Raw genomic sequence first — 18,115 nt, 5'->3', positions numbered from 1 at the left:
GTGCGAAAACGGACATGCCCGGGCCCACCCCGGGGCGTTACGCCGCTTCCACCGCGAAGCTCAGCCCCGCGTGGGCCTGCAGCCGCGCGATCAGCTTGCCGCCCAGCGCGGGCGCCGTGGTCAAGATGCCGCCGGGGGTGTCCGTGGCGTCCTGCAGCAGGCACACGGCCGCCTCGGTGATCATCTTGGAGGTGGAGCCATAGCCCGGGTCGCGGTCGCCCTTGACGCCCACGCGCAGGCTGTTGCCCGCGGCGTCGGTGCCCAGGAAGAGCACGTCGTAGAAGCCGTTCTCGCGTTCCTCGCGCGAAGGGCCCTCGCCGGGCTTGGGGCCCTTGTCCGAGCCCAGCGACTTGTCGCCCGCCACGGCATTGGCCATGGCCTCGCCTTTTTCGCCGGGGCCGGTGATGAGCATTTCGTCGTACACGAAGTCGGTGCCGTAGGCGTGCTGCAGCAGGAAATTGGAGCGGTGCACGTTGCGGGTGTTGATGGCGGCCATCACGAACGGGGCCACCCACACTCCTTCGCCCAGGGCCTCGTCCACCATGGGCTTGTTGCCCGAGGGCTGGCGCGGCCCTTCGAAGCCGGGCGTGAGCGAGAACGGGTTCTTGAGCAGGTCCAGCACGGCGGGGTGGGTGGCGGCGGCGGCCATGGTGGCCTTCAGGCTGGCGGCGGTGCCGCCCGAGAACGTGCCCTTCATCTTGCGCACCCGTCCGCGCACCCGGCTCGCGGGGTGGCCGAAACGGGCCTTCATCTCGGTTTGCAGCAGGTACACGCCCAGGTCGAACGGGATGGAGTCGAACCCGCACGAGAACACGATGCGCGCGCCGCTGGCCCGGGCCGTGGCTTCGTGCGCGTCGATCATCTGGCGCATCCACGCGGGTTCGCCGCACAGGTCCACGTAGTCCACGCCGGCCGCCGCGCACGCGGCCACCAGTTCGTTGCCGTAGAGCTGGTAGGGCCCCACGGTGGTCAGCACCAGGCGGGTCTGGTCCATCAGCGCCTGCAGGCTGGCGGGGTCGGTGCTGTCGGTCACGATCAGCGGGGTGTCGGCCGGGGCGCCCACTTCGTCGCGCACGGCGGCGAGCTTGTCGGCATTGCGCCCGCCCATGGCCCAGCGCAGGCCGCTGCCGGTGGGATAGCGCTGCAAAAGGTACTCGACCACGAGGCGGCCCGTGAAGCCGGTGGCGCCGTGGACGACAAGATCGAAGGGTTTGGTCATGGGCTGTCTCCGTGCACTGCTGCGTGCGGGTGGGGGAAGGGGCGGGCGCCGCCGCGGGCGGCCGCCGGCTGCTGGGATGCGATTGTGAAAGACAAGCGGGTGCCGGCATGTCGCCCAGGTGCCGCTTGCAATGGGCAAAAAGTATCGTTTGGCGATACCGTGAAGCCGGACTGCCGCCACTGGCGCAACCCGGCGGGGGCGGCGGGGGCCGGGCCCGGCACCATGCGGTCCGTGTTCAACCACGGGCCTGACAAGGGCCCCACCTCTGTATGTCATCCAATGCCCCCTTCCTCGTTCAGCGTGACACCCGTGCCTGGCAACTGCAGGTGTGGGTCTCGTTCGGCATCGCCGTCTTCCTGTGCGCCGTGGGGCTGGCCTGGCTGCCGGGCCAGCAGCTGGAGCAGGCGTTCATGGTGATGGGCTATGTGTTCTGCCTCTCGGCCGCGTTCGTGCTGGCCAAGTTCGTGCGGGACAACGAGAGCGCCGCGCGCCGCGGTGCGGGCGACACGCCCATGTGGAAGCTGGTGGTCTGGGGCGGATTCGCCGTGGCCATGGGCCTCACGGGCTGGGGCCTGTTCGGCATGGACATCAACGTGACCTACAAGGCCTTCCTGGGTGTGAGCTGGCTGTACCTGATCACCACCGCCTTCACGCTGGCCAAGATGCTGCGCGACCGCCACGAGGCTGACCTGCTGGAAGCGCGCCTGCAAGGCCGCCGCGAAGCTGCCGCAGCACATGCTGCTACGTCTGGTAACAACGCCAGCTGAGTTTCCGGCGTTCGCCATGGAGCTATGGCGGATGCTCGGAGGTTGCCCTGAAAAAAACCGGTGCTGCCGCGCTACTGCGCAGCACCTCCTGTGAGGAGTGAAACCATGAAGAAATTGCCGAAGATCCTGACCCTTGCCCTGGCCGCCGGCCTGCTGTGCACGCTGGCTGCGCTGCCCGCACGGGCCCAGAGCGAGGCCTCGGCCGCGCTGTCGCTGCTGCCTGTCGCTTCGGTGGTGGGCACGGCGTCGGTGGCGTCCGCCGCCGCTGGCGCGGTCGTGGCGGTGCCTGCCGCCCTGTCGGTCGCCGGTGCGGTGCTGACCGTGAAGACGGTGGAGGCCTCGGCCACCGGCACGGTGTACCTGCTGGAGCGCGCCTCCGACGGCGCCCAGGTCAGCGTCGAGGTGGCGGGCCGGGGCGTGGGCGCATCGGCGCACACCGTGGGCACGGTGGTGACCTGCAGCGTGATCGGCACGGGCGTGGTGCTGTCGGTGGCGGGCGAGGCGATCGCCTTCGTGCCCAACGCCATCGGCCGTGCGCTGCTGCACAACGAGCGCCTGTAAGGGGCACCGCCATGGATGTGCAGCAGATGACCGTGACGACCCCGGCGCATGCCCGCGTGCGCTCCTTCAGCCCCGCCATGCTCGGCCTGGCCCTGGTGGCGGGCGCGGCCCTGCTGGCGGCGCCAGCGGCCCACGCGGGCCGCTCCTGCGAGGCCGCCAAGCCCGTGCCGGCCAAGGTGATCGAGCGCGGCATGCAACTGGCGCAGCAGACCTCCGCCGCGCTCGACGCGGAGCATGCGAAGTCTGGCGCCCAGGTGGTGGTGCTCGCCCGCGCCGGGCAGGACCTGAGCAAGTACGGCCTGCGCTATTCGCACCTGGGCTGGGCCTACAAGACACCCGAGGGCCCCTGGCGCGTGGCCCACAAGCTCAACGAATGCGGCACGGCCGTGGGGCACCTGTACCGGCAGGGCCTGGGCGAGTTCTTCCTGGACGACCTGTGGCGCTACGAGGCCGTCTACGCCGTGCCCACGCCCGAGGTGCAGCAGCGCCTGCTGGCCGTGCTGCAGGACAAGGCCCGCACCAGGACGCTGCAGCACCCGCCCTACAGCATGGTGAGCTACGTGTGGGGCCGCAAGTACCAGCAGTCCAACCAATGGGCGCTGGAAACGCTGGCCGTGGCCATGGAGCCCGCCACGGTGCGCAACCGCGAGCAGGCGCAGGCCTGGCTGCAGTTCAAGGGCTACGAGCCGACCACGCTCAAGCTCGGGCCGCTCACGCGGATGGGCGGGCGCGTGGGTTCGGCCAACATCGCGTTCGACGACCACCCGGGCGACAAGCGGTTCTCGGACCGCATCGAGACCGTCACGGTCGATTCGGTGCTGGCCTGGCTGCAGCGGGCCCAGCTGGCGGCCGCGCCGGTGGTGCTGACCGTGAAGATTTGATGAAATGGGCCGATTGCGCTTGACTGGTAAGCGCTGGCAGCTATCAAATGCATAGTATCTACAGAGGGGAATGATCATGAGCAAATCACTGCGGCTGTCTGAAAAATGGTTCCGCCGCGGCCTGTGGCTGGTGGCGCTGGTGTTCGCCAGCTTCCTCATCGGGCTGGGCGGCACCATCGTGGGCGATTTGCCCAAGGTCGAGACGCCGCTGCGCGTGGATGACTTCCTGGACAAGCCGGCCGCCGAAAAGCTGCGCGCCCAGGTCAAGGACGCGCGCCAGGCCGAGCAGGACGCGCAGACCGCGCTGGAGCAGGCGCAGCTGCAGCGCAGCAAGGCCCGCAGCGAAACGCAGGCCGCGCGCGAGACCTTCAACAACTGGCTTTCCACCCGCTCGGCCACCCAGCGCGCCGACCAGGACCCGGAGGTCATTGCGCGCACCCAGGCGCTCGATGTGCTCAAGCTCGCCGAGCGCAAGACCCAGCAGGCGGTGGAGCTGCAGCAGCAGGCCGCGCTCGACGCGCGCCAGGCGGCGGCGGCCACGCAGGAGCGCCTGAACAGCATGGAAGCCGATGGCTACGTGAAGCTGGAGGCCGAGCGCCGCAAGGTGGAGCTGCGCGTGTTCCTGTACCGCCTGGCGCTCACCCTGCCGCTGCTGGCCATCGCCGGCTGGCTGTTCGTGAAGAAGCGCAAGGGCACCTACTGGCCGTTCGTGTGGGGCTTCATCTTCTTCGCGCTGTTCGCGTTCTTCGTGGAGCTGGTGCCCTACCTGCCCAGCTACGGCGGCTATGTGCGCTACGTGGTGGGCATCGGCATCACGGCGCTGGTGGGGCGCTACGCCATCCTCGCGCTCAACCGCTACCTGGAGCGCCAGAAGCTGGCCGAAACCCTGCCCGACCAGGAGCGCCGCAAGGAGCTGAGCTACGACGTGGCCCTGGCCCGCCTGGCCAAGAGCGTGTGCCCCGGCTGCGAGCGGCCCGTGGACTTGAAGAACGAGAAGATCGACTTCTGCCCGCACTGCGGCATCGGCCTGTTCGACCACTGCGGCACCTGCACCACGCGCAAGAGCGCCTTCGCCCGCTTCTGCCATGCCTGCGGCACGGGCGCGGGGGTGCGGCTGGCGCGGGATGACTGAGCGGGTCCCCGCGTGACACCCATGGGGGGGCTGCGCCGCCGCGAGCTTCTGGGCGCGCTGGCCGCCGCCGGACTGGCGGGGGCCTGTGCGCCGCTGACGGCCCACAGTGCGCCCGGGGCGCTGATCGAGAACGTGACCCGCCTGTACCCCGTGCGCGTGTCGCGGGTGGTGGTGCCCGCCAGCCTGCAGGACGTGGCGCAGGCCGTGCGCAACTGGCCCGGCGCGGTGGCCGTGGGCGGCGGGCGCTACAGCATGGGCGGCCAGGTCGGCGTGGAAGGCGGCCTGCACATCGACATGCGCGGCATGAATGCCCTGGTGTGGCTGGACACCGGGGCGCGCACGGTGCGCGTGCAGGCCGGCATGCGCTGGCGCGACCTGCAGGACCACCTGGATCCCCACGACCTGGCGGTGCGCACCATGCAGAGCTACTCGAACTTCACGGTGGGCGGTTCCGTGTCGGTGAACGTGCATGGCCGCTATGTGGGGCACGGGCCCATCGGCGCGTCCGTGCGGGCCCTGCAGATCGTGCTGGCCAGCGGCGAGGTGCGCGAGGCCAGCCGCCAGCAGCACCCCGACCTGTTCCGTGCCGCGCTGGGCGGCTATGGCGGGCTGGGGGTGATCACCGAGGTGGAGCTGGACCTGGATGCCAACACCGCCATCGAGCGCACCGTGGCCCAGGTGGCGCTGGACGACTACCCCGGCTTCTTTGCCGCCAGGGTGGCCGCCAACGCGCGGGCCGTGATGCACAACGCCGACCTGCTGCCCCCCCGTTTCGACCGCGCCACCGCCGTGACCTGGGCCCGCACCGACAAGCCCGTGACCATGCCCGGGCGCCTGGTGCCGCGCGGCCAGCGGTATGACCTGGACAAGAGCGTGATCTGGGCCATGACCGAACTGCCGGGCGGCCACCAGCTGCAGCACAAGGTGGTGCGCCCGGCGCTGCTGCGTGGCCAGCCGGTGGTGTGGCGCAACCACGAGGCCAGCCTGGATGCCGCCTCGCTGGAGCCCGCGAGCCGCGCACAGTCCACCTACGTGCTGCAGGAGTACTTTGTGCCCGTGGCCCGGTTCGCCGTTTTCACGCGGGGCTTGGCCCGCATCCTGCAGCAGCATGGGGCGCAGGTGCTCAACATCTCGGTGCGCCATGCGCCGCCCGACCCCGATGCCATCATGGCCTGGGCGCGCGAGGAGGTGTTTTCGTGGGTGCTGTACTACAAGCAGGGCACCCGCCCCGAGGCCTGTGCCGAAGTGGCTCTGTGGACGCGTGCGCTGATCGACCTGGCCCTGCAGCATGGCGGCACCTACTACCTGCCCTACCAGCGCCATGCCACGCGGGCGCAATTCGCGGCGGCCTACCCGCAGGCGGACCGGTTTCGCGCGGCCAAGGCCGTCTGGGACCCCGCGGGGCGGATGACCAACATGCTCTGGGCGCAGTATCTGTAGAGGGACGCCGCGGGCCGGCGCGGGGGGCTACCCCATCATCACCCGGTTGCGCCCCTGCGCCTTGGCGCGGTAGAGCGCCGCGTCGGCCGCGAGCAGCAGCATGTCCATGTCTGCATCGCCGCCCAGCGTGGCGCTGTGCACCAGGCCGATGCTGATGGTGGCATGCCGTGGAACGCCCCCGGCGGCGCCAAAGGTCTGCTGCTCCACCACCTTGCGCAGGCGTTCGGCGATCGCGTGCGCCTCGGCGGGCGAGGCATCGGGCAGCACCACCGCGAACTCCTCGCCGCCCAGGCGGCCCAGCACGTCCTGGGGGCGCAGCGCGCCGGCCATGGCCTGGGCGAGGCCGACGAGGAGCTGGTCGCCCGCGCCGTGGCCCAGCTGGTCGTTGACCTGCTTGAAATGGTCCACGTCCACCATCAGCACGGCCAGGCCGGCGGATTCGCGCTGGTAGCGCGCGACCAGCCGCTCGCCCTGCTGCAGGAACGCGCGGCGCGCGAGCACGCCGGTCAGGTCGTCGTGCCGCACGGCGTGGTCCAGGCGGCGCAGGGCCTCGGCGCGCGCGGCGCTGGCGCAGGCCACGGCCAGCGGCCCCAGCGCCAGCAGCGTGACGCCCACGCGCAGCGAGAACACGTCGCTGGCATGCGCGGGCGTGAAGTTGAGCACGCCCGTGGCCACCCCGGCCATGGTCCACAGGCACACCACCAGCGACAGCAGGCTGGACGTGAACGGGCTGTAGCTGAGCGCGCACCACAGCAGCCCCGGCACCACGAAGGCCAGCATGCCGGGCCCGCCGACCACGGTGCGGATGCCCTCGGCCAGCAGCAGCGAGCTCACGGGGGCCACGCGCCAGAACAGCGATGCGCCCGGCAGGCCCTGCGGGGCGTTCATGGCGGGCGGCGGGTCGTCGGCGCGGGGCGCGGCCAGCACCACCGGCACGATGAGCATGTAGTTCATGAGTTCGGTGCTGAACCACAGGGACAGCAGGTCGGTCCAGGGGGTATCGAAGTACACCGGCGCGGCGCCGCAGCCCGCCAGGGCCCCCACGGTGCTGGCGACCAGCGCCGCCACCAGCAGGTACAGCGCAGACACCGTGCGCTGCAGGCGCCGGATGCGTTCGTCCAGGCGGCGCAGCACCAGCCAGCCCGCCGTGGCGCCCAGCATGTTGGCCCCGTTGAGCCACAGTGCCATGGACCAGTCGCTGCCCGTGGCCAGGTCCGCCGCCAGGTAGCCCACGGCGGCCGCCACCCAGGCCGGCGGCCGCGCGAGCCGGGGGTAGCGGACCAGCAGTCCCAGCAGCAGCGCATTGGCGGGCCAGAACGCCGACAGGAAGCCGATGGGCCGCGCAAAGATGCCCACCAGGCAGGCGGCGAAGATCAGCAGGGCCAGCCCCAGCCAGGCCAGGGGCGGCGGAAGCGGTCGCAGGAGCGCGAAAGGGCGGTACATGGGTGGATGGCGGTGGATCGGCGGGAGGGCGGGGGCGGCGGTGGGCGGGGGTGCCCCCGATTGTCCCCGGGCCGGGCGTGGTGGGGGACTCGCCCGGCACCCCCGGGACACCGTTGTTGACGATTTCAAACGCCCGCCGCGAGGGTCAGGGGGGGCCTGCCAGCAGCAGCGCCACCAGTTCGCCCGTGCTGCTGGCGCCCAGCTTGCGCATGAGCCGGGCGCGGTGGGCGTCCACGGTGCGGTGGCTGATGTCCAGGTGGCGCCCGATCTGCTTGCTGGTGGCGCCCGTGACGATGTGCTGCGCGATCTCGCGCTCGCGCACGGTCAGCGGCGTGCTGACGGGGCGGCGGTGCGAGATGTCCTCGAACATCCACACGGCGCGCGCGAACGGGTCGGCCCGGTCGAGCGCGCGGCCCGCCACGTGGCACCAGAACAGCGACCCGTCGCGCCGCCGCATGATGCGCTCGTCGCTGTAGCCGCCCGTGTCGCGCATGGCCTTCAGGCCCCGGTGGCCGGTGTGCGTGAACTCGTCGAACGACGGGTACAGCGGCGCCAGCGGCTGGCCCAGCAGCTCGGCCTGGGCATGGCCGAACATGTGGGCGAAGGCATCGTTGCACAGCTCGATGGCGCGGTCGCGTGTCACGCACATGCCCACGGGCGCGAGGTGAAAGGCCAGTGCGAGCGCCTCGTTCGGAACGGCGGGGGGTGCGGGCATGGGGTGGCATTCTGCAGCAACCGCCCCCTGGCGCGGTGTGTCCGCGCCCGGCCGGGAGGGGCGGCTCAGGCCGGGCGTTCGTGCACCACCGCCACGCGGTTGCGGCCTGCGCTCTTGGCGTCGTACAGCGCGTGGTCGGCCGCGCTCAGCCAGTCGGCCCAGGTTCCGCCGGCGCGGGCCACGCAGGCCAGGCCGATGCTCACGCTGACGGGGATGTCCTCGCCATTCTTGGTCAGCCGGATCTGCGCCACGGCCGTGCACAGGCGCTGGGCGATGGTGGCGGCGTCGCCCGCCGAGACATCGGGCAGGTAGACCAGGAATTCCTCGCCGCCCATGCGCGCGAGCAGGTCGGAGTCGCGCAGCTGGCGGCGCAGGCATTCGGCGAAGGCGACCAGCACGCGGTCGCCGGCCGCGTGGCCGAAGCGGTCGTTGATGCGCTTGAAGTGGTCCAGGTCGAGCTGCGCGATGGCGCTGCCCACCGGCAGCTGCGCGGGCAGCCGGGACATGACCCAGTGGCGGTTGCCCACGCCCGTGAGCGCGTCCGTCTGCGCCATCCGCTCCAGGCGCGCCTCGGCCCGTTCGCTGGAGAGCGACGAGACCATGAGGGCGATGCCGAAGTGGCAGAACATCTGCACGTAGAAGGCCCGGGCGAAACCGGTGGAGCTGGCGTTCTCGGTGGCGATGTAGAACAGGCGCAGCGCGAAGATGAAGGCGCTGACCAGCAGGAACCCCGCCAGGAGGGCCCGTGATGGCAGGGGCTCGGCGCGGCGGTCGCGCCATATTTCATGGGCCGAGCCCACCAGGGCTGCGGTGGCCGTCACGTGGAAGGCACCGGCCCGCAGGAGGTTGTCCAGCGGAAACTGTGTGGCGATGCCCGCCACCAGCCAGCCCGCGGGCACCAGGGCGAGCCAGCCCATCGGGATGCGCCTGCGCCCGCTCAGCGCCCGAACGCCCGCCCAGAAGAGGCAATAGCCGACCGTGCCGAGCAGCAGGCTGCCGTGTGTCCAGAGCCAGTCCGGCAGGATGAGGTACTCGCCCCGGCCCGCCAGTTCGGCGCCGATGGCCAGCAGCAGGTACGCCCCGGCCAGCGGCCGCAGCCCCTGGGGCCGGCAGGAATGCCGGCTGACGTGAAAGATGCTCAGGGCCCCGGCCACCAGGGCGGTCTTGTAGAGCAGGAGTACGGTGGGGAGGTCAAGCTGTATGCCCATGTCGCGGTGCAATGGCGGGTTGGTGGCGGTCCCAGGCGGGGACCGTGGTCTGTGGTTCGTGGTCGCGATGGGGGAGGCGCTCAGCGGCGGCGCCAGCGCAGCCGCCACTGCCGCCGGATGACCCGCGCCACGCGCCAGGCCCATGACGCGCGGGCGCGCTCCAGCACGGCGTGCTTGATGCCCATCCAGCGGGCATGGGTCCAGGCGAACCAGCGCAGCTGCATCAGCGCGGCCTGGGTGAGGCTGTACAGCCGGGCCACCACGGCGGTGCCCACCACCTTGGCGATCACGATCACGGTCATGCCCAGCACCACGTGCCCCCGGCCCACCGCCCACAGGGCCAGCAGCTTCACGGGCAGCAGCAGCGCCGTGGGCAGCAGGAACACGGCCACCGCCGCCCAGGGCGGCAGGGCGCGCACGCAGCCTTCGATCCAGCGCAGGCCAGGCCAGCGGCCGATGCGCGCCAGCAACTGCTGCAGCGGTACCCAGCCCCATTCCTCGAAAAGGATCAGCAGGGCCAGCAGCCCGCTGCCCAGGCCGGTCAGCATGCGCGCGGGCCAGCGCAGCAGTTGGTGCAGGATTTTTGGAATGATTTTGGCCTCTGGCGCTTGTCTATCCAGCGCGGATGGCTATTGTTTTTATAGCTTCCGATCGTGGTTACACGCCCCGGGCCCGCTCGGCCTTGAAGCGCGCCCGGAACTGCGCGAACGCGCCCGCGTCGAGGGACTCGCGCACCTCGCGCATGAGGTTCAGGTAGTAGTGCAGGTTGTGCACGGTGGTGAGCATGGGGCCCAGCATTTCGCCGCAGCGGTCCAGGTGGTGCAGGTAGGCACGGCTGAAACCCTCGCGCCCGCCCTCGTCCCACGACACGCCCGCGCTGCCCGCGCAGGCATAGCAGGTGCAACTGGTGTCCAGGGGCTGGTGGTCGGCCTTGTGGCGCGCGTTGCGGATTTTCAGGTCGCCAAAACGCGTGAACAGCGTGCCGTTGCGCGCGTTGCGCGTGGGCATCACGCAGTCGAACATGTCCACGCCGTCGGCCACGCCCTGCACCAGGTCCTCGGGAGTGCCCACGCCCATCAGGTAGCGGGGCTTGTGCGCGGGCAGGCGGTGCGGGGTGTGGCCCATGATGTCCAGCATCTCGTCCTTGGGTTCGCCCACGCTCACGCCGCCCACGGCGTAGCCGGGGAAATCCATCTCGACCAGGCGCTCCAGCGATTCCTGGCGCAGGTTCTTGTACATGCCGCCCTGCACGATGCCGAACAGCGCGTTGGGGTTCTCCAGCCGCTGGAATTCATCCCGCGAGCGCTTGGCCCAGCGCAGGCTCATTTCCATGCTCTTGCGCGCCTCGGCCTCGGTGGTGAGGTGGCCCTTGGTCTCGTACGGCGTGCACTCGTCGAGCTGCATCACGATGTCGGAGTTGAGCGTGGTCTGGATCTGCATGCTCACCTCGGGCGACATGAAGAGCTTGTCGCCGTTGACGGGGCTGGCGAAGGTCACGCCCTCTTCGGTGATCTTGCGCATCGCGCCCAGGCTCCAGACCTGGAAACCCCCCGAGTCGGTGAGGATGGGCTTGTCCCACTTTTCAAAGCCGTGCAGGCCGCCGAAGCTCTGCATCACATCCAGGCCCGGGCGCATCCACAGGTGGAAGGTGTTCCCGAGGATGATCTGCGCGCCCATGTCGTGCAGGCTGCGCGGCATCACACCCTTGACGGTGCCGTAGGTGCCCACGGGCATGAAGATGGGGGTCTGCACCACGCCGTGGTTGAGCGTGAGCGTGCCACGGCGTGCGTGGCTGGTGGGGTCGGTTTTGAGGAGGTCGAACTGCAGCATGATGGGGCGATTGTCCCAGACGGGCCGCCCCCGCCTTGTGCGGGCAGGCCGCAGGGACATGGGCTGGCGTTGGCGCGCCGCATCGCTACACTGGTTCCAGACGGGCTACCAGCCCATCACAAGGAGAACAACATGCTCAAGATCCTCATCGCCGTGGATGGCTCGGAACTCTCCCTGGACGGCGTGCACCATGCGCTGGCGCTCCTGGGCCAGGGCCTGAAGGCCAGCGTGGTCCTGGCCAACGTGCAGGAACCCGCCACGCTGTACGAACTGGTGACCACGCGCGACCCCGACCTGATCGCCGCCGCCAGCCTGGAGGCCGGCCAGCACCTCATGGCGTCCGCGCGGGCGCTGCTCGACGCGGCGGGCGTGGCCTACGAGACCGACGTGGGCGTGGGCGACGTGGCCCACACGCTGGTGGACATGATCGAGCGCTCGGGCTGCGACATGGTCATCATCGGTGCCAAGGGGCAGGGCGCCATCACCAGCGCGCTGCTGGGCTCGGTCTCGCAGGAGGTGGCGCACGCGAGCCCGGTGCCGGTGACCATCGTCAAGCATGCCGAGGTGCTGGAAGCGCTGGAAAGCGACGTGGCCGAGGACACCGAGGCCTGAGAACCTGTTCAAGATCTTTTCGGGGGGGCCTGAAAAGAAAAGGGCCGCTGTGCGCGGCCCTGGCGGGGATCTTCGGAGGACGGTTGCCCGGCGTGTCAGGCCGCCTTGCGAAACGGTTCGGCCGCGGGCCGCTGCAGCTTGCCGTGGGGCAGGGTGGCCAGGCGCGAGAACATGCGGCGCACGTAGCCGCGCACCCACAGGCATTTGTTGAGCTCGTCCACGGGCAGCGGGCCCGACACCACCACGATGTCGTTGGCCACGTCCTGGGCTCCTGCGGCCCGCAGGCGGCGGCGCGTGTTGTTGGCCCAGGACTGGATGCGCGTGGGGCTGCCGTGCTGGTGCACCTCGCCCGTGTGCGCATCGAACGCAATCGCCACGGTATCGGTTTTCAGCTTGAACCTGCGCTCACCCGTCACGGCGCTGGGCGCCTCGCGCATGTCGTAGAGGTAGTAGCTGCCTGCCTTGAGCTGGTATTGCATGTCCATGGGTGTGTTCCTCTCTGTCGGCATTGTCGAGGGCGCACGGTGCGGGCAATGGCAGGTAAAACGGTGGGAAAGGGGCTCTTATCGGGAGCCGTTCGCCAGGGCCGCGCTGGTTTCTGTGCGCGTGCCATTGTGGCGGCGCCCCGGCGCCAGCGCGCGAAACTTGAGGGCGATGTCGTAACGAGTTGTGAGTGGAGTGTGTGGCGCGTCTGGCCTTTGGTTGCGCCCGGCCGTTGCGTTGCCCAAGGCGTATGCGACTGGCGCGGCCCACGCCAGAGCAGCCAAGCAAGGGCCGCCCCGCAGCGAGGGCTGCGTCCCTCTGCCCGCGCAGCGCAGCGCAGCGAGCGCGGGGGGACGGCGCACAGCGCCTCAGGGGGATGTCCCTGCTAGAAATCCACCAGGCTCAGCCCCAGGCTGAACACGGTGCGCTTGCGGTTGTAGTCGATCATGCTGTCGCCATAGCCGCTGAACAGCTGCGTGTGCAGGCGCAGGTTGCTCTTGCTGCCAAAAAGGCCCGTGCCCACCGTCTGCAGCCATTCCAGGCGTACCGAGCCCCGGTCGCTGCTCGACAGCGAGTGGCGCAGCGTGGCGCCCACGGTGTTGTCCTTGTTGACGTTCCAGAACGCCGACAGCTCGCCCCGGCCGACGTAGTCGCTGATGCCGGGGTTGTCGTCGCTGCCCGAGCTTTCGGGCACGCGCTTCCACAGGCGCGCGTTCACGCTGAAGCTGTTGGAAAGCTCCATGCCGGTCATGAGGTACACGCGGTTCCAGCTGCGCGACAGGGGCTTGCTCTGGCCGTTGGACTGGTGCACCAGGCCGATGCCGCTGTAGCGCCACTTCCAGCCGAACGGCAGCTGCGCCGTGGTGGGGTAGACGTACATGACCTCGGGCTCGTGGTCGGTGGCGCGGAAGGGGCGCGAGATCTGGGGCGTGAACAGCTGCCAGTACGACTGCTGCGAATAGCCGAACCACACGGAATCCTTGAGCGTGGGGTGGCCCTGCGTGAGCAGGCCCTGCGCGAGCTTGGTGCGCACCGACAGCTGGATGCGGTTCTCGGTGCGGCGGTAGGGCGTGGATTCGGTGGCCGAGTGGTCCGCCGCGTCGGACGTGGGCTGGCGGTTCACGTTGCTCGACGCCACCACCGACACGGTGATGGGCCGGTAGCCCCGGAAGCTGAAGGTGCCGCAGTCGCTGCCCGATTCCAGCTCCCAGAAGCGCGAGAGGTCGCTGTACTGCGGGTCGCGGCAGCCCTCGGTGCGGGCCACGTCGATGACGCGGGTGGCGGGCAGGGTGGTGTCCACGGGCGGCGGCACGGCCGACGCGGCGGCGGAGGCGCCCGGCGCATTCCAGCTTTGCTGGTCGGCGGCCCACTGGTCGAAGCAGGCCAGGCGCGCCTGGTTGTCGCTGGACAGGGCGGTGCAGCGGCGCCAGGCGCTCTCGGCGCCCCCGGCGGCCGAGGCGGTGGCGCCGGCCGGTGCCACCGCCTGTGCCAGCGCGGCGCCGGCGGGCGCCAGCGCGGCGGCCACCAGCAGCGCCAGCGTGCGACGCGATGGCGCGGCGGCGGGCGTGGCGGTCATGGCCACCCCGCCTGCCTGAGCAGCGCGAAAGGGGCCGATGGAGCTGAAGGGGTGGGGGTGGCGTTGTTCCATGTTCCGCGTATTTCCTTGCCGCACGATCCATCCACCACCTGGCCCGTCCAGGGGGTGCTGATGTTCATGCCGTTGATCGATTCTTCCAGGGTCGGGTCGCCGCCATCGGCGTCGCCGCTGACCGGCGCCGTGGTGCCGCCACGCTGCACGGTACCACGCACGCTGTGTGCCAGTGCGGCGTGGTGCCCCAGCTGCGGCGTGGCCGTGGCGCCCGGCGCAGGGGCGGCGGCTCGGCCAGCCAGCGGCCCCGCAGGCGCGGGTGGCCCCTGTCCGCCGCGGCGGGGCACGCCGCCGTAGATTGTGGTTCATTTCGGCGGTGGGCGCTTGTAGGATAAGCGCTGATAGCTATCAAAATAAAAGCGGCCCCCCGCCGGGGCGCGGGGCGGGGGCGAGCGGGTGCCGGCCGGGGCATGGGGCGCCTCAGGCCGTGGGCGCGGGCTGGGCGGCCACGGCGGCATTGGCCGCGCTCGTCGCCTGGGCCTTGGCGGCGAATTCGGCGCGCAGGGCCTTGAGCTTCTCGCGCGGGTCTTCGCGGGCGGTGGTCTTGTCCAGGCCCATCTCGGCGATGAAGCGGCTGGGCTGCGCGGCCACCATCTCGCGGCCCTTCTTGCGCCGCTTGGTCCAGCTCACGGCCAGCGTGCGCTGCGCGCGTGTGATGCCCACGTACATCAGGCGGCGCTCTTCCTGCAGCCGCTGCAGCGTGTCGTCGCTCACCTTCTGCTGGCGCCCCTCGTCGTCGTCGAGCTTGAACGGCAGCATGCCTTCGGTCACGCCCACCAGCACCACGTGCGGCCACTCCAGGCCCTTGCTCGCGTGCAGGGTCGACAGCGTCACCATGTCCTGTTCCTGCTCGCGTTCGCTGATGGTGGACAGCAGCGCGATGGTCTGCGACACCTCCAGCAGGCTCTTGGTCTCCTTGGCCACCACGGCGCCCGCCGTGTCGTCGATCTGGCCGCCCGCGCGCTGGGCCATCCAGTCGCAGAACTCCATCACATTGCTCCAGCGCGCGGCGGCCACCTTTTCGCTGTCCTCGTTGTCGTACAGGTGCTGCTCGTAGCCGATCTCCTTGAGCCACTCGTTCAGGAAGGTGCGCGACTCCTCGGCGCCATGCACGCGGCGCGCGCTGTACTCCAGGTAGTTGATGTAGCGGCCGAATTCATGCAGGCCGTCCATGGCCCGCTTGGGCACGGCCGCCGGCAGCATGCCGTTGAACAGCGAGCCGAACATGCTCTGCTTGTGCTGCGTGGCGAACGCGCCCAGCGCCGCCAGCGTGGTGTGGCCGATGCCGCGCTTGGGCGTGGTGATGGCGCGCAGGAACGCCGGGTCATCGTCGTTGTTGATCCACAGCCGGAACCAGGCGCACAGGTCCTTGATCTCGGCGCGGTCGAAGAAGCTGGTGCCGCCCGAGACCTTGTAGGGAATGTTGGCCTTGCGCAGCGCCTTCTCGAACGGCTTGGCCTGGTGGTTGGCGCGGTACAGGATGGCGAAGGCCTTCCAGTCGGGCGGCGGGTTGCTGGCCGCGCGCAGGCTCTGGATGCGGGCTACGGCGCGTTCGGCTTCGTGTTCTTCGCTGTCGGCGTCCACCACGCGCACCGGTTCGCCCTCGCCCAGTTCGCTGAACAGGGTTTTGGGGAACAGCTTGGGGTTGGGCCCGATCACGTTGTTGGCCGCGCGCAGGATGGCGCTGGTGGAGCGGTAGTTCTGCTCCAGCTTGATGACCTTGAGGTGCGGGAAGTCGATGGGCAGCTTCTTCAAGTTGTCCAGCGTGGCGCCGCGCCAGCCGTAGATGGACTGGTCGTCGTCGCCCACGGCCGTGAAGTGCCCGTTCTCGCCCACCAGCAGCTTGAGCAGCTCGTACTGCGTGGCGTTGGTGTCCTGGTATTCATCGACCAGCACGTGGCTCAGCGCCGCCTGCCACTTGGCGCGCACTTCGGGGAAGTCGCGCAGCAGGCGCAGCGGCATGCCGATGAGGTCGTCGAAGTCCACGCTCTGGTAGGCCGCCAGGCGCTCCTCGTAGCGCGCCATCAGCGTGGCGATGATGCGCTCGTTGTCGTCCGCCGCTTGGGCCAAGGCCTGTTCGGACGTCAGGCCCATGTTCTTCCACTTGCTGATCACCCACTGCCATTGGCGCGCGGTGGCCATGTCGGTGGTGCCGCCCGAGGCTTCCTTCAGGATGCCGGTCACGTCGTCGGCATCCAGGATGCTGAACTGGGGCTTGAGGCCCAGCACCGAACCATCCTCGCGCACCATGCGCACGCCCAGGGCGTGAAAGGTGCACACCAGCACGTCCTTGGCGCGCCGGCCGATCAGGCCCTTGGCGCGCTCGCGCATTTCGGCGGCCGCCTTGTTGGTGAAGGTGATGGCGGCGATGCGCCTGGGCTCCATGCCCTTCTCGATCATGTGCGCGATCTTCTGCGTGATCACGCGCGTCTTGCCCGAGCCCGCGCCGGCCAGCACCAGGCAGGCCCCGTCGGTGTAGTGGACAGCCTGGAGCTGGGCGAGATTGAGACCGGCGGACATGGATGGAGGAAGAAGGAAAAAGCAGGAGAGGAAGAAGGGGCCGGGGGCACCCAGGGGCGGGCGTACCGCAGCGCCGCCGGAGCGCGCAATGATACCGGCGCGCTCCGGCGGGGCCGGGTTGCGCCGCGGCCGGCCCCGGCCCCGGCGGGGTCTGACAGGGGCCTGACGCCGCCCCCGCGCTGCGGGAAACCCCGCTAGGGACGGGATCGTCACACTTTGATACTACGCCCATCGGTTTTCGCCCGATCCGGGTGGCCGCGCCGTGACGAGTCCCACCATGCACCTTCCTGCCCCACTCCGCGCCCTTCGCCCCCTTCGCGCCGGGGCACCGCTGCAACCTGGTACCCGCCGGCGCCGCGGCCGTGGGGCTCTGGGCGCCGCCCTGCTGGCCTGCGCCGCCGCGCTGGCCCCGGCGCACGCGCAGCTGGGCAGCACCGCCCCGGTGCGTGTCGGCGTGGTCGGCCCGTTCACGGGGCCTTCGGCGGATTTCGGGGTGCCCATGCTCAACGGCATCAAGCTCGCGGTGGACGAGATCAACGCCGTGGGCGGCTACCTGGGGCGGCCGCTGGAGCTGGTCATCAAGGACGACGCCGCCAACCCGGACCAGGGCCGCAAGGTCTCGCAGGAGCTGCTGGGCGAGAAGGTGGTCGCCACCATCGGCTTTTGCAACACCGGCGTGGCGCTCAAGGCCATCGACCTGTTCCAGGAGGCCAGGAGCCCGCTCATCGTGCCGTGCTCCACGGGCACGGCGGTCACGGCCAGGTACCCGGCCGCCGACAGCTACATCTTCCGGGTGCAGGCCCGCGACGCGCTGCAGGCGCCCTTCATGGTGGACGACATCGTCAAGCGCGGCTGGGACAAGGTGGCCATCTTCGCCGACAAGACGGGCTACGGCGAGGGCGGCTACACCGACGTGGTGGCGGCGCTGGCGGCCAAGAACCTCAAGCCCGTGCACGTGGCGCGCTTCGACCTGGGCGTGAAGGACCTCACGGCCGAGCTCGCGGCCGCCCGCGCCGCGGGCGCCAACGTGGTCTACAGCTACACCGTGGGGCCGGAGAACGCGACCATCGCCAACGGCAAGAAGGCGATGGGCTGGAAGGTGCCCCAGGTGGGCGCATGGCCGCTGTCCTTCCCGTTCTTCCTTGAAGGGGCCAAGGACGCCGCCGAGGGCGCGCTCATGGTGCAGACCTTCATCGCCGAGCCGAGCAACGAGCGCCGGGCCTCGTTCCTGTCGAGCTACACCCGCAAGTACAACGGCAAGGTGGCCGTGCCCATGGCCGCGGCCAACGCGTACGACGCCACGTACCTGCTGATGTATTCCTTCCTCGGCATCCGCGACGGCAACCTCTCGGGCAAGGCCATCAAGGAATCGCTGGAGGGCAGGATGAAGACCTACTACGGGGTGGTGTCCACCTACGACAAGCCGTTCAGCGTGCAGGACAAGGAGGCCATCACCCGCAACATGCTGGTCATCGGCATGGTCAGGAACGGTGCCATCACCTTCGCCTACCCCGAGGACGCCAAGCGCAACCTGATCGTGCAGCGCAAGCAGTAGTGGCGCGCAAGGGCACCGCCGCGCCGGCGCTCGCGCCGTGCATTCGCCAGGGGTGATGGCCCCCGCCTGACTTTGCGCTGACCGCCGCCGGCGCCCGGCGA

17 protein-coding genes are annotated in these 18,115 nt (G+C 70.2%); 7 read left to right on the top strand and 10 right to left on the bottom strand.

Features of this window, described 5'->3' with window-relative positions; translation table 11 throughout:
- Positions 1 to 37 precede the first annotated feature (37 nt).
- Complete coding sequence (locus AC1RCS_RS12850; RefSeq protein WP_492245082.1) at positions 38 to 1,219, bottom strand: saccharopine dehydrogenase family protein; 1,182 nt, start codon at positions 1,217 to 1,219, stop codon at positions 38 to 40.
- Between the two features lie 269 nt (positions 1,220 to 1,488).
- Between AC1RCS_RS12850 and AC1RCS_RS12845 the strand changes: the two genes are divergently transcribed.
- The 5 genes from AC1RCS_RS12845 to AC1RCS_RS12825 all read left to right on the top strand — a co-directional run bounded on the left by AC1RCS_RS12845 (position 1,489) and on the right by AC1RCS_RS12825 (position 6,000).
- A complete protein-coding gene (locus AC1RCS_RS12845; RefSeq protein WP_492245083.1) occupies positions 1,489 to 1,986 on the top strand; it encodes a YiaA/YiaB family inner membrane protein in 498 nt (165 codons plus the stop codon).
- 105 nt (positions 1,987 to 2,091) lie between these two features.
- Positions 2,092 to 2,547, top strand: coding sequence for a hypothetical protein (locus tag AC1RCS_RS12840; protein ID WP_218296879.1), 456 nt, complete (start codon positions 2,092 to 2,094; stop codon positions 2,545 to 2,547).
- 77 nt (positions 2,548 to 2,624) lie between these two features.
- Positions 2,625 to 3,428: a DUF2145 domain-containing protein gene (locus AC1RCS_RS12835; RefSeq protein ID WP_492245125.1), complete on the top strand. Its 804-nt coding sequence runs from the start codon at positions 2,625 to 2,627 to the stop codon at positions 3,426 to 3,428.
- Between the two features lie 76 nt (positions 3,429 to 3,504).
- Positions 3,505 to 4,560, top strand: a complete 1,056-nt coding sequence (locus AC1RCS_RS12830; RefSeq protein WP_218296880.1) for a serine endopeptidase — start codon at positions 3,505 to 3,507, stop codon at positions 4,558 to 4,560.
- Between the two features lie 21 nt (positions 4,561 to 4,581).
- Entirely contained in the window at positions 4,582 to 6,000 is a 1,419-nt protein-coding gene (locus AC1RCS_RS12825; RefSeq protein ID WP_492245126.1) for an FAD-binding oxidoreductase, read from the top strand.
- A 27-nt stretch (positions 6,001 to 6,027) separates the two neighbouring features.
- Here AC1RCS_RS12825 and AC1RCS_RS12820 read toward each other — a convergent pair whose 3' ends face one another.
- The 5 genes from AC1RCS_RS12820 to tgt all read right to left on the bottom strand — a co-directional run bounded on the left by AC1RCS_RS12820 (position 6,028) and on the right by tgt (position 11,196).
- Positions 6,028 to 7,443: a GGDEF domain-containing protein gene (locus tag AC1RCS_RS12820; protein WP_218296882.1), complete on the bottom strand. Its 1,416-nt coding sequence runs from the start codon at positions 7,441 to 7,443 to the stop codon at positions 6,028 to 6,030.
- Positions 7,444 to 7,588: 145 nt separating this feature from the next.
- Positions 7,589 to 8,158 carry a LuxR C-terminal-related transcriptional regulator gene (locus tag AC1RCS_RS12815; protein WP_218296883.1) on the bottom strand — a complete coding sequence of 190 codons (570 nt, stop codon included), beginning with the start codon at positions 8,156 to 8,158 and terminating at the stop codon, positions 7,589 to 7,591.
- A gap of 65 nt (positions 8,159 to 8,223) precedes the next feature.
- Positions 8,224 to 9,366, bottom strand: coding sequence for a GGDEF domain-containing protein (locus tag AC1RCS_RS12810; RefSeq protein WP_492245084.1), 1,143 nt, complete (start codon positions 9,364 to 9,366; stop codon positions 8,224 to 8,226).
- Between the two features lie 80 nt (positions 9,367 to 9,446).
- On the bottom strand, positions 9,447 to 9,914 hold the full coding sequence (locus AC1RCS_RS12805) for a hypothetical protein (protein WP_255591624.1): 468 nt from the start codon (positions 9,912 to 9,914) through the stop codon (positions 9,447 to 9,449).
- Between the two features lie 109 nt (positions 9,915 to 10,023).
- The gene (gene tgt, locus AC1RCS_RS12800) at positions 10,024 to 11,196 is read right to left on the bottom strand and encodes a tRNA guanosine(34) transglycosylase Tgt (protein WP_492245085.1); all 1,173 of its coding nucleotides are present in this window, start codon (positions 11,194 to 11,196) and stop codon (positions 10,024 to 10,026) included.
- A gap of 132 nt (positions 11,197 to 11,328) precedes the next feature.
- Here tgt and AC1RCS_RS12795 point away from each other — a divergent pair, with 132 nt between their 5' ends.
- Positions 11,329 to 11,808, top strand: a complete 480-nt coding sequence (locus AC1RCS_RS12795; protein ID WP_218296886.1) for a universal stress protein — start codon at positions 11,329 to 11,331, stop codon at positions 11,806 to 11,808.
- A 95-nt stretch (positions 11,809 to 11,903) separates the two neighbouring features.
- Here the strand turns inward: AC1RCS_RS12795 and AC1RCS_RS12790 are convergent, their stop codons facing one another.
- The 4 genes from AC1RCS_RS12790 to AC1RCS_RS12775 form a co-directional block, all read right to left on the bottom strand.
- The gene (locus AC1RCS_RS12790) at positions 11,904 to 12,293 is read right to left on the bottom strand and encodes a hypothetical protein (RefSeq protein ID WP_010466226.1); all 390 of its coding nucleotides are present in this window, start codon (positions 12,291 to 12,293) and stop codon (positions 11,904 to 11,906) included.
- A gap of 383 nt (positions 12,294 to 12,676) precedes the next feature.
- Positions 12,677 to 13,867 (bottom strand): phospholipase A, encoded by a 1,191-nt coding sequence (locus AC1RCS_RS12785; protein WP_369643539.1) that lies wholly within the window; start codon positions 13,865 to 13,867, stop codon positions 12,677 to 12,679.
- Positions 13,864 to 14,226: a hypothetical protein gene (locus tag AC1RCS_RS12780; protein ID WP_492245086.1), complete on the bottom strand. Its 363-nt coding sequence runs from the start codon at positions 14,224 to 14,226 to the stop codon at positions 13,864 to 13,866. Before AC1RCS_RS12780 ends, AC1RCS_RS12785 begins: the two co-directional genes overlap by 4 nt.
- Positions 14,227 to 14,359: 133 nt before the next feature.
- Positions 14,360 to 16,459, bottom strand: coding sequence for an ATP-dependent helicase (locus AC1RCS_RS12775; RefSeq protein ID WP_492245087.1), 2,100 nt, complete (start codon positions 16,457 to 16,459; stop codon positions 14,360 to 14,362).
- Between the two features lie 277 nt (positions 16,460 to 16,736).
- Here AC1RCS_RS12775 and AC1RCS_RS12770 point away from each other — a divergent pair, with 277 nt between their 5' ends.
- Positions 16,737 to 18,014 carry an ABC transporter substrate-binding protein gene (locus AC1RCS_RS12770; protein ID WP_492245088.1) on the top strand — a complete coding sequence of 426 codons (1,278 nt, stop codon included), beginning with the start codon at positions 16,737 to 16,739 and terminating at the stop codon, positions 18,012 to 18,014.
- The last annotated feature ends 101 nt before the right edge of the window (positions 18,015 to 18,115 follow it).

It is taken from the genome of Acidovorax sp. GW823-FHT01C06, from assembly GCF_058798375.1.
The sequence above is the reverse complement of the archived record's forward strand: the minus strand, read 5'-3'. Positions and strand labels throughout refer to the sequence as shown.

What these genes read in the sequence shown, in the direction of transcription:
- AC1RCS_RS12795 (WP_218296886.1), top strand. Translation starts at nt 11,329, where the DNA reads ATGCTCAAGATCCTCATCGCCGTGGATGGCTCGGAACTCTCCCTGGAC.
- AC1RCS_RS12785 (WP_369643539.1), bottom strand. Translation starts at nt 13,867, where the DNA reads ATGACCGCCACGCCCGCCGCCGCGCCATCGCGTCGCACGCTGGCGCTG.
- AC1RCS_RS12775 (WP_492245087.1), bottom strand. Translation starts at nt 16,459, where the DNA reads ATGTCCGCCGGTCTCAATCTCGCCCAGCTCCAGGCTGTCCACTACACC.
- AC1RCS_RS12845 (WP_492245083.1), top strand. Translation starts at nt 1,489, where the DNA reads ATGTCATCCAATGCCCCCTTCCTCGTTCAGCGTGACACCCGTGCCTGG.
- AC1RCS_RS12790 (WP_010466226.1), bottom strand. Translation starts at nt 12,293, where the DNA reads ATGGACATGCAATACCAGCTCAAGGCAGGCAGCTACTACCTCTACGAC.
- AC1RCS_RS12825 (WP_492245126.1), top strand. Translation starts at nt 4,582, where the DNA reads ATGGGGGGGCTGCGCCGCCGCGAGCTTCTGGGCGCGCTGGCCGCCGCC.
- AC1RCS_RS12815 (WP_218296883.1), bottom strand. Translation starts at nt 8,158, where the DNA reads ATGCCCGCACCCCCCGCCGTTCCGAACGAGGCGCTCGCACTGGCCTTT.
- AC1RCS_RS12850 (WP_492245082.1), bottom strand. Translation starts at nt 1,219, where the DNA reads ATGACCAAACCCTTCGATCTTGTCGTCCACGGCGCCACCGGCTTCACG.
- AC1RCS_RS12830 (WP_218296880.1), top strand. Translation starts at nt 3,505, where the DNA reads ATGAGCAAATCACTGCGGCTGTCTGAAAAATGGTTCCGCCGCGGCCTG.
- AC1RCS_RS12820 (WP_218296882.1), bottom strand. Translation starts at nt 7,443, where the DNA reads ATGTACCGCCCTTTCGCGCTCCTGCGACCGCTTCCGCCGCCCCTGGCC.
- AC1RCS_RS12835 (WP_492245125.1), top strand. Translation starts at nt 2,625, where the DNA reads ATGCTCGGCCTGGCCCTGGTGGCGGGCGCGGCCCTGCTGGCGGCGCCA.
- AC1RCS_RS12810 (WP_492245084.1), bottom strand. Translation starts at nt 9,366, where the DNA reads ATGGGCATACAGCTTGACCTCCCCACCGTACTCCTGCTCTACAAGACC.
- tgt (WP_492245085.1), bottom strand. Translation starts at nt 11,196, where the DNA reads ATGCTGCAGTTCGACCTCCTCAAAACCGACCCCACCAGCCACGCACGC.
- AC1RCS_RS12840 (WP_218296879.1), top strand. Translation starts at nt 2,092, where the DNA reads ATGAAGAAATTGCCGAAGATCCTGACCCTTGCCCTGGCCGCCGGCCTG.
- AC1RCS_RS12805 (WP_255591624.1), bottom strand. Translation starts at nt 9,914, where the DNA reads ATGCTGACCGGCCTGGGCAGCGGGCTGCTGGCCCTGCTGATCCTTTTC.
- AC1RCS_RS12770 (WP_492245088.1), top strand. Translation starts at nt 16,737, where the DNA reads ATGCACCTTCCTGCCCCACTCCGCGCCCTTCGCCCCCTTCGCGCCGGG.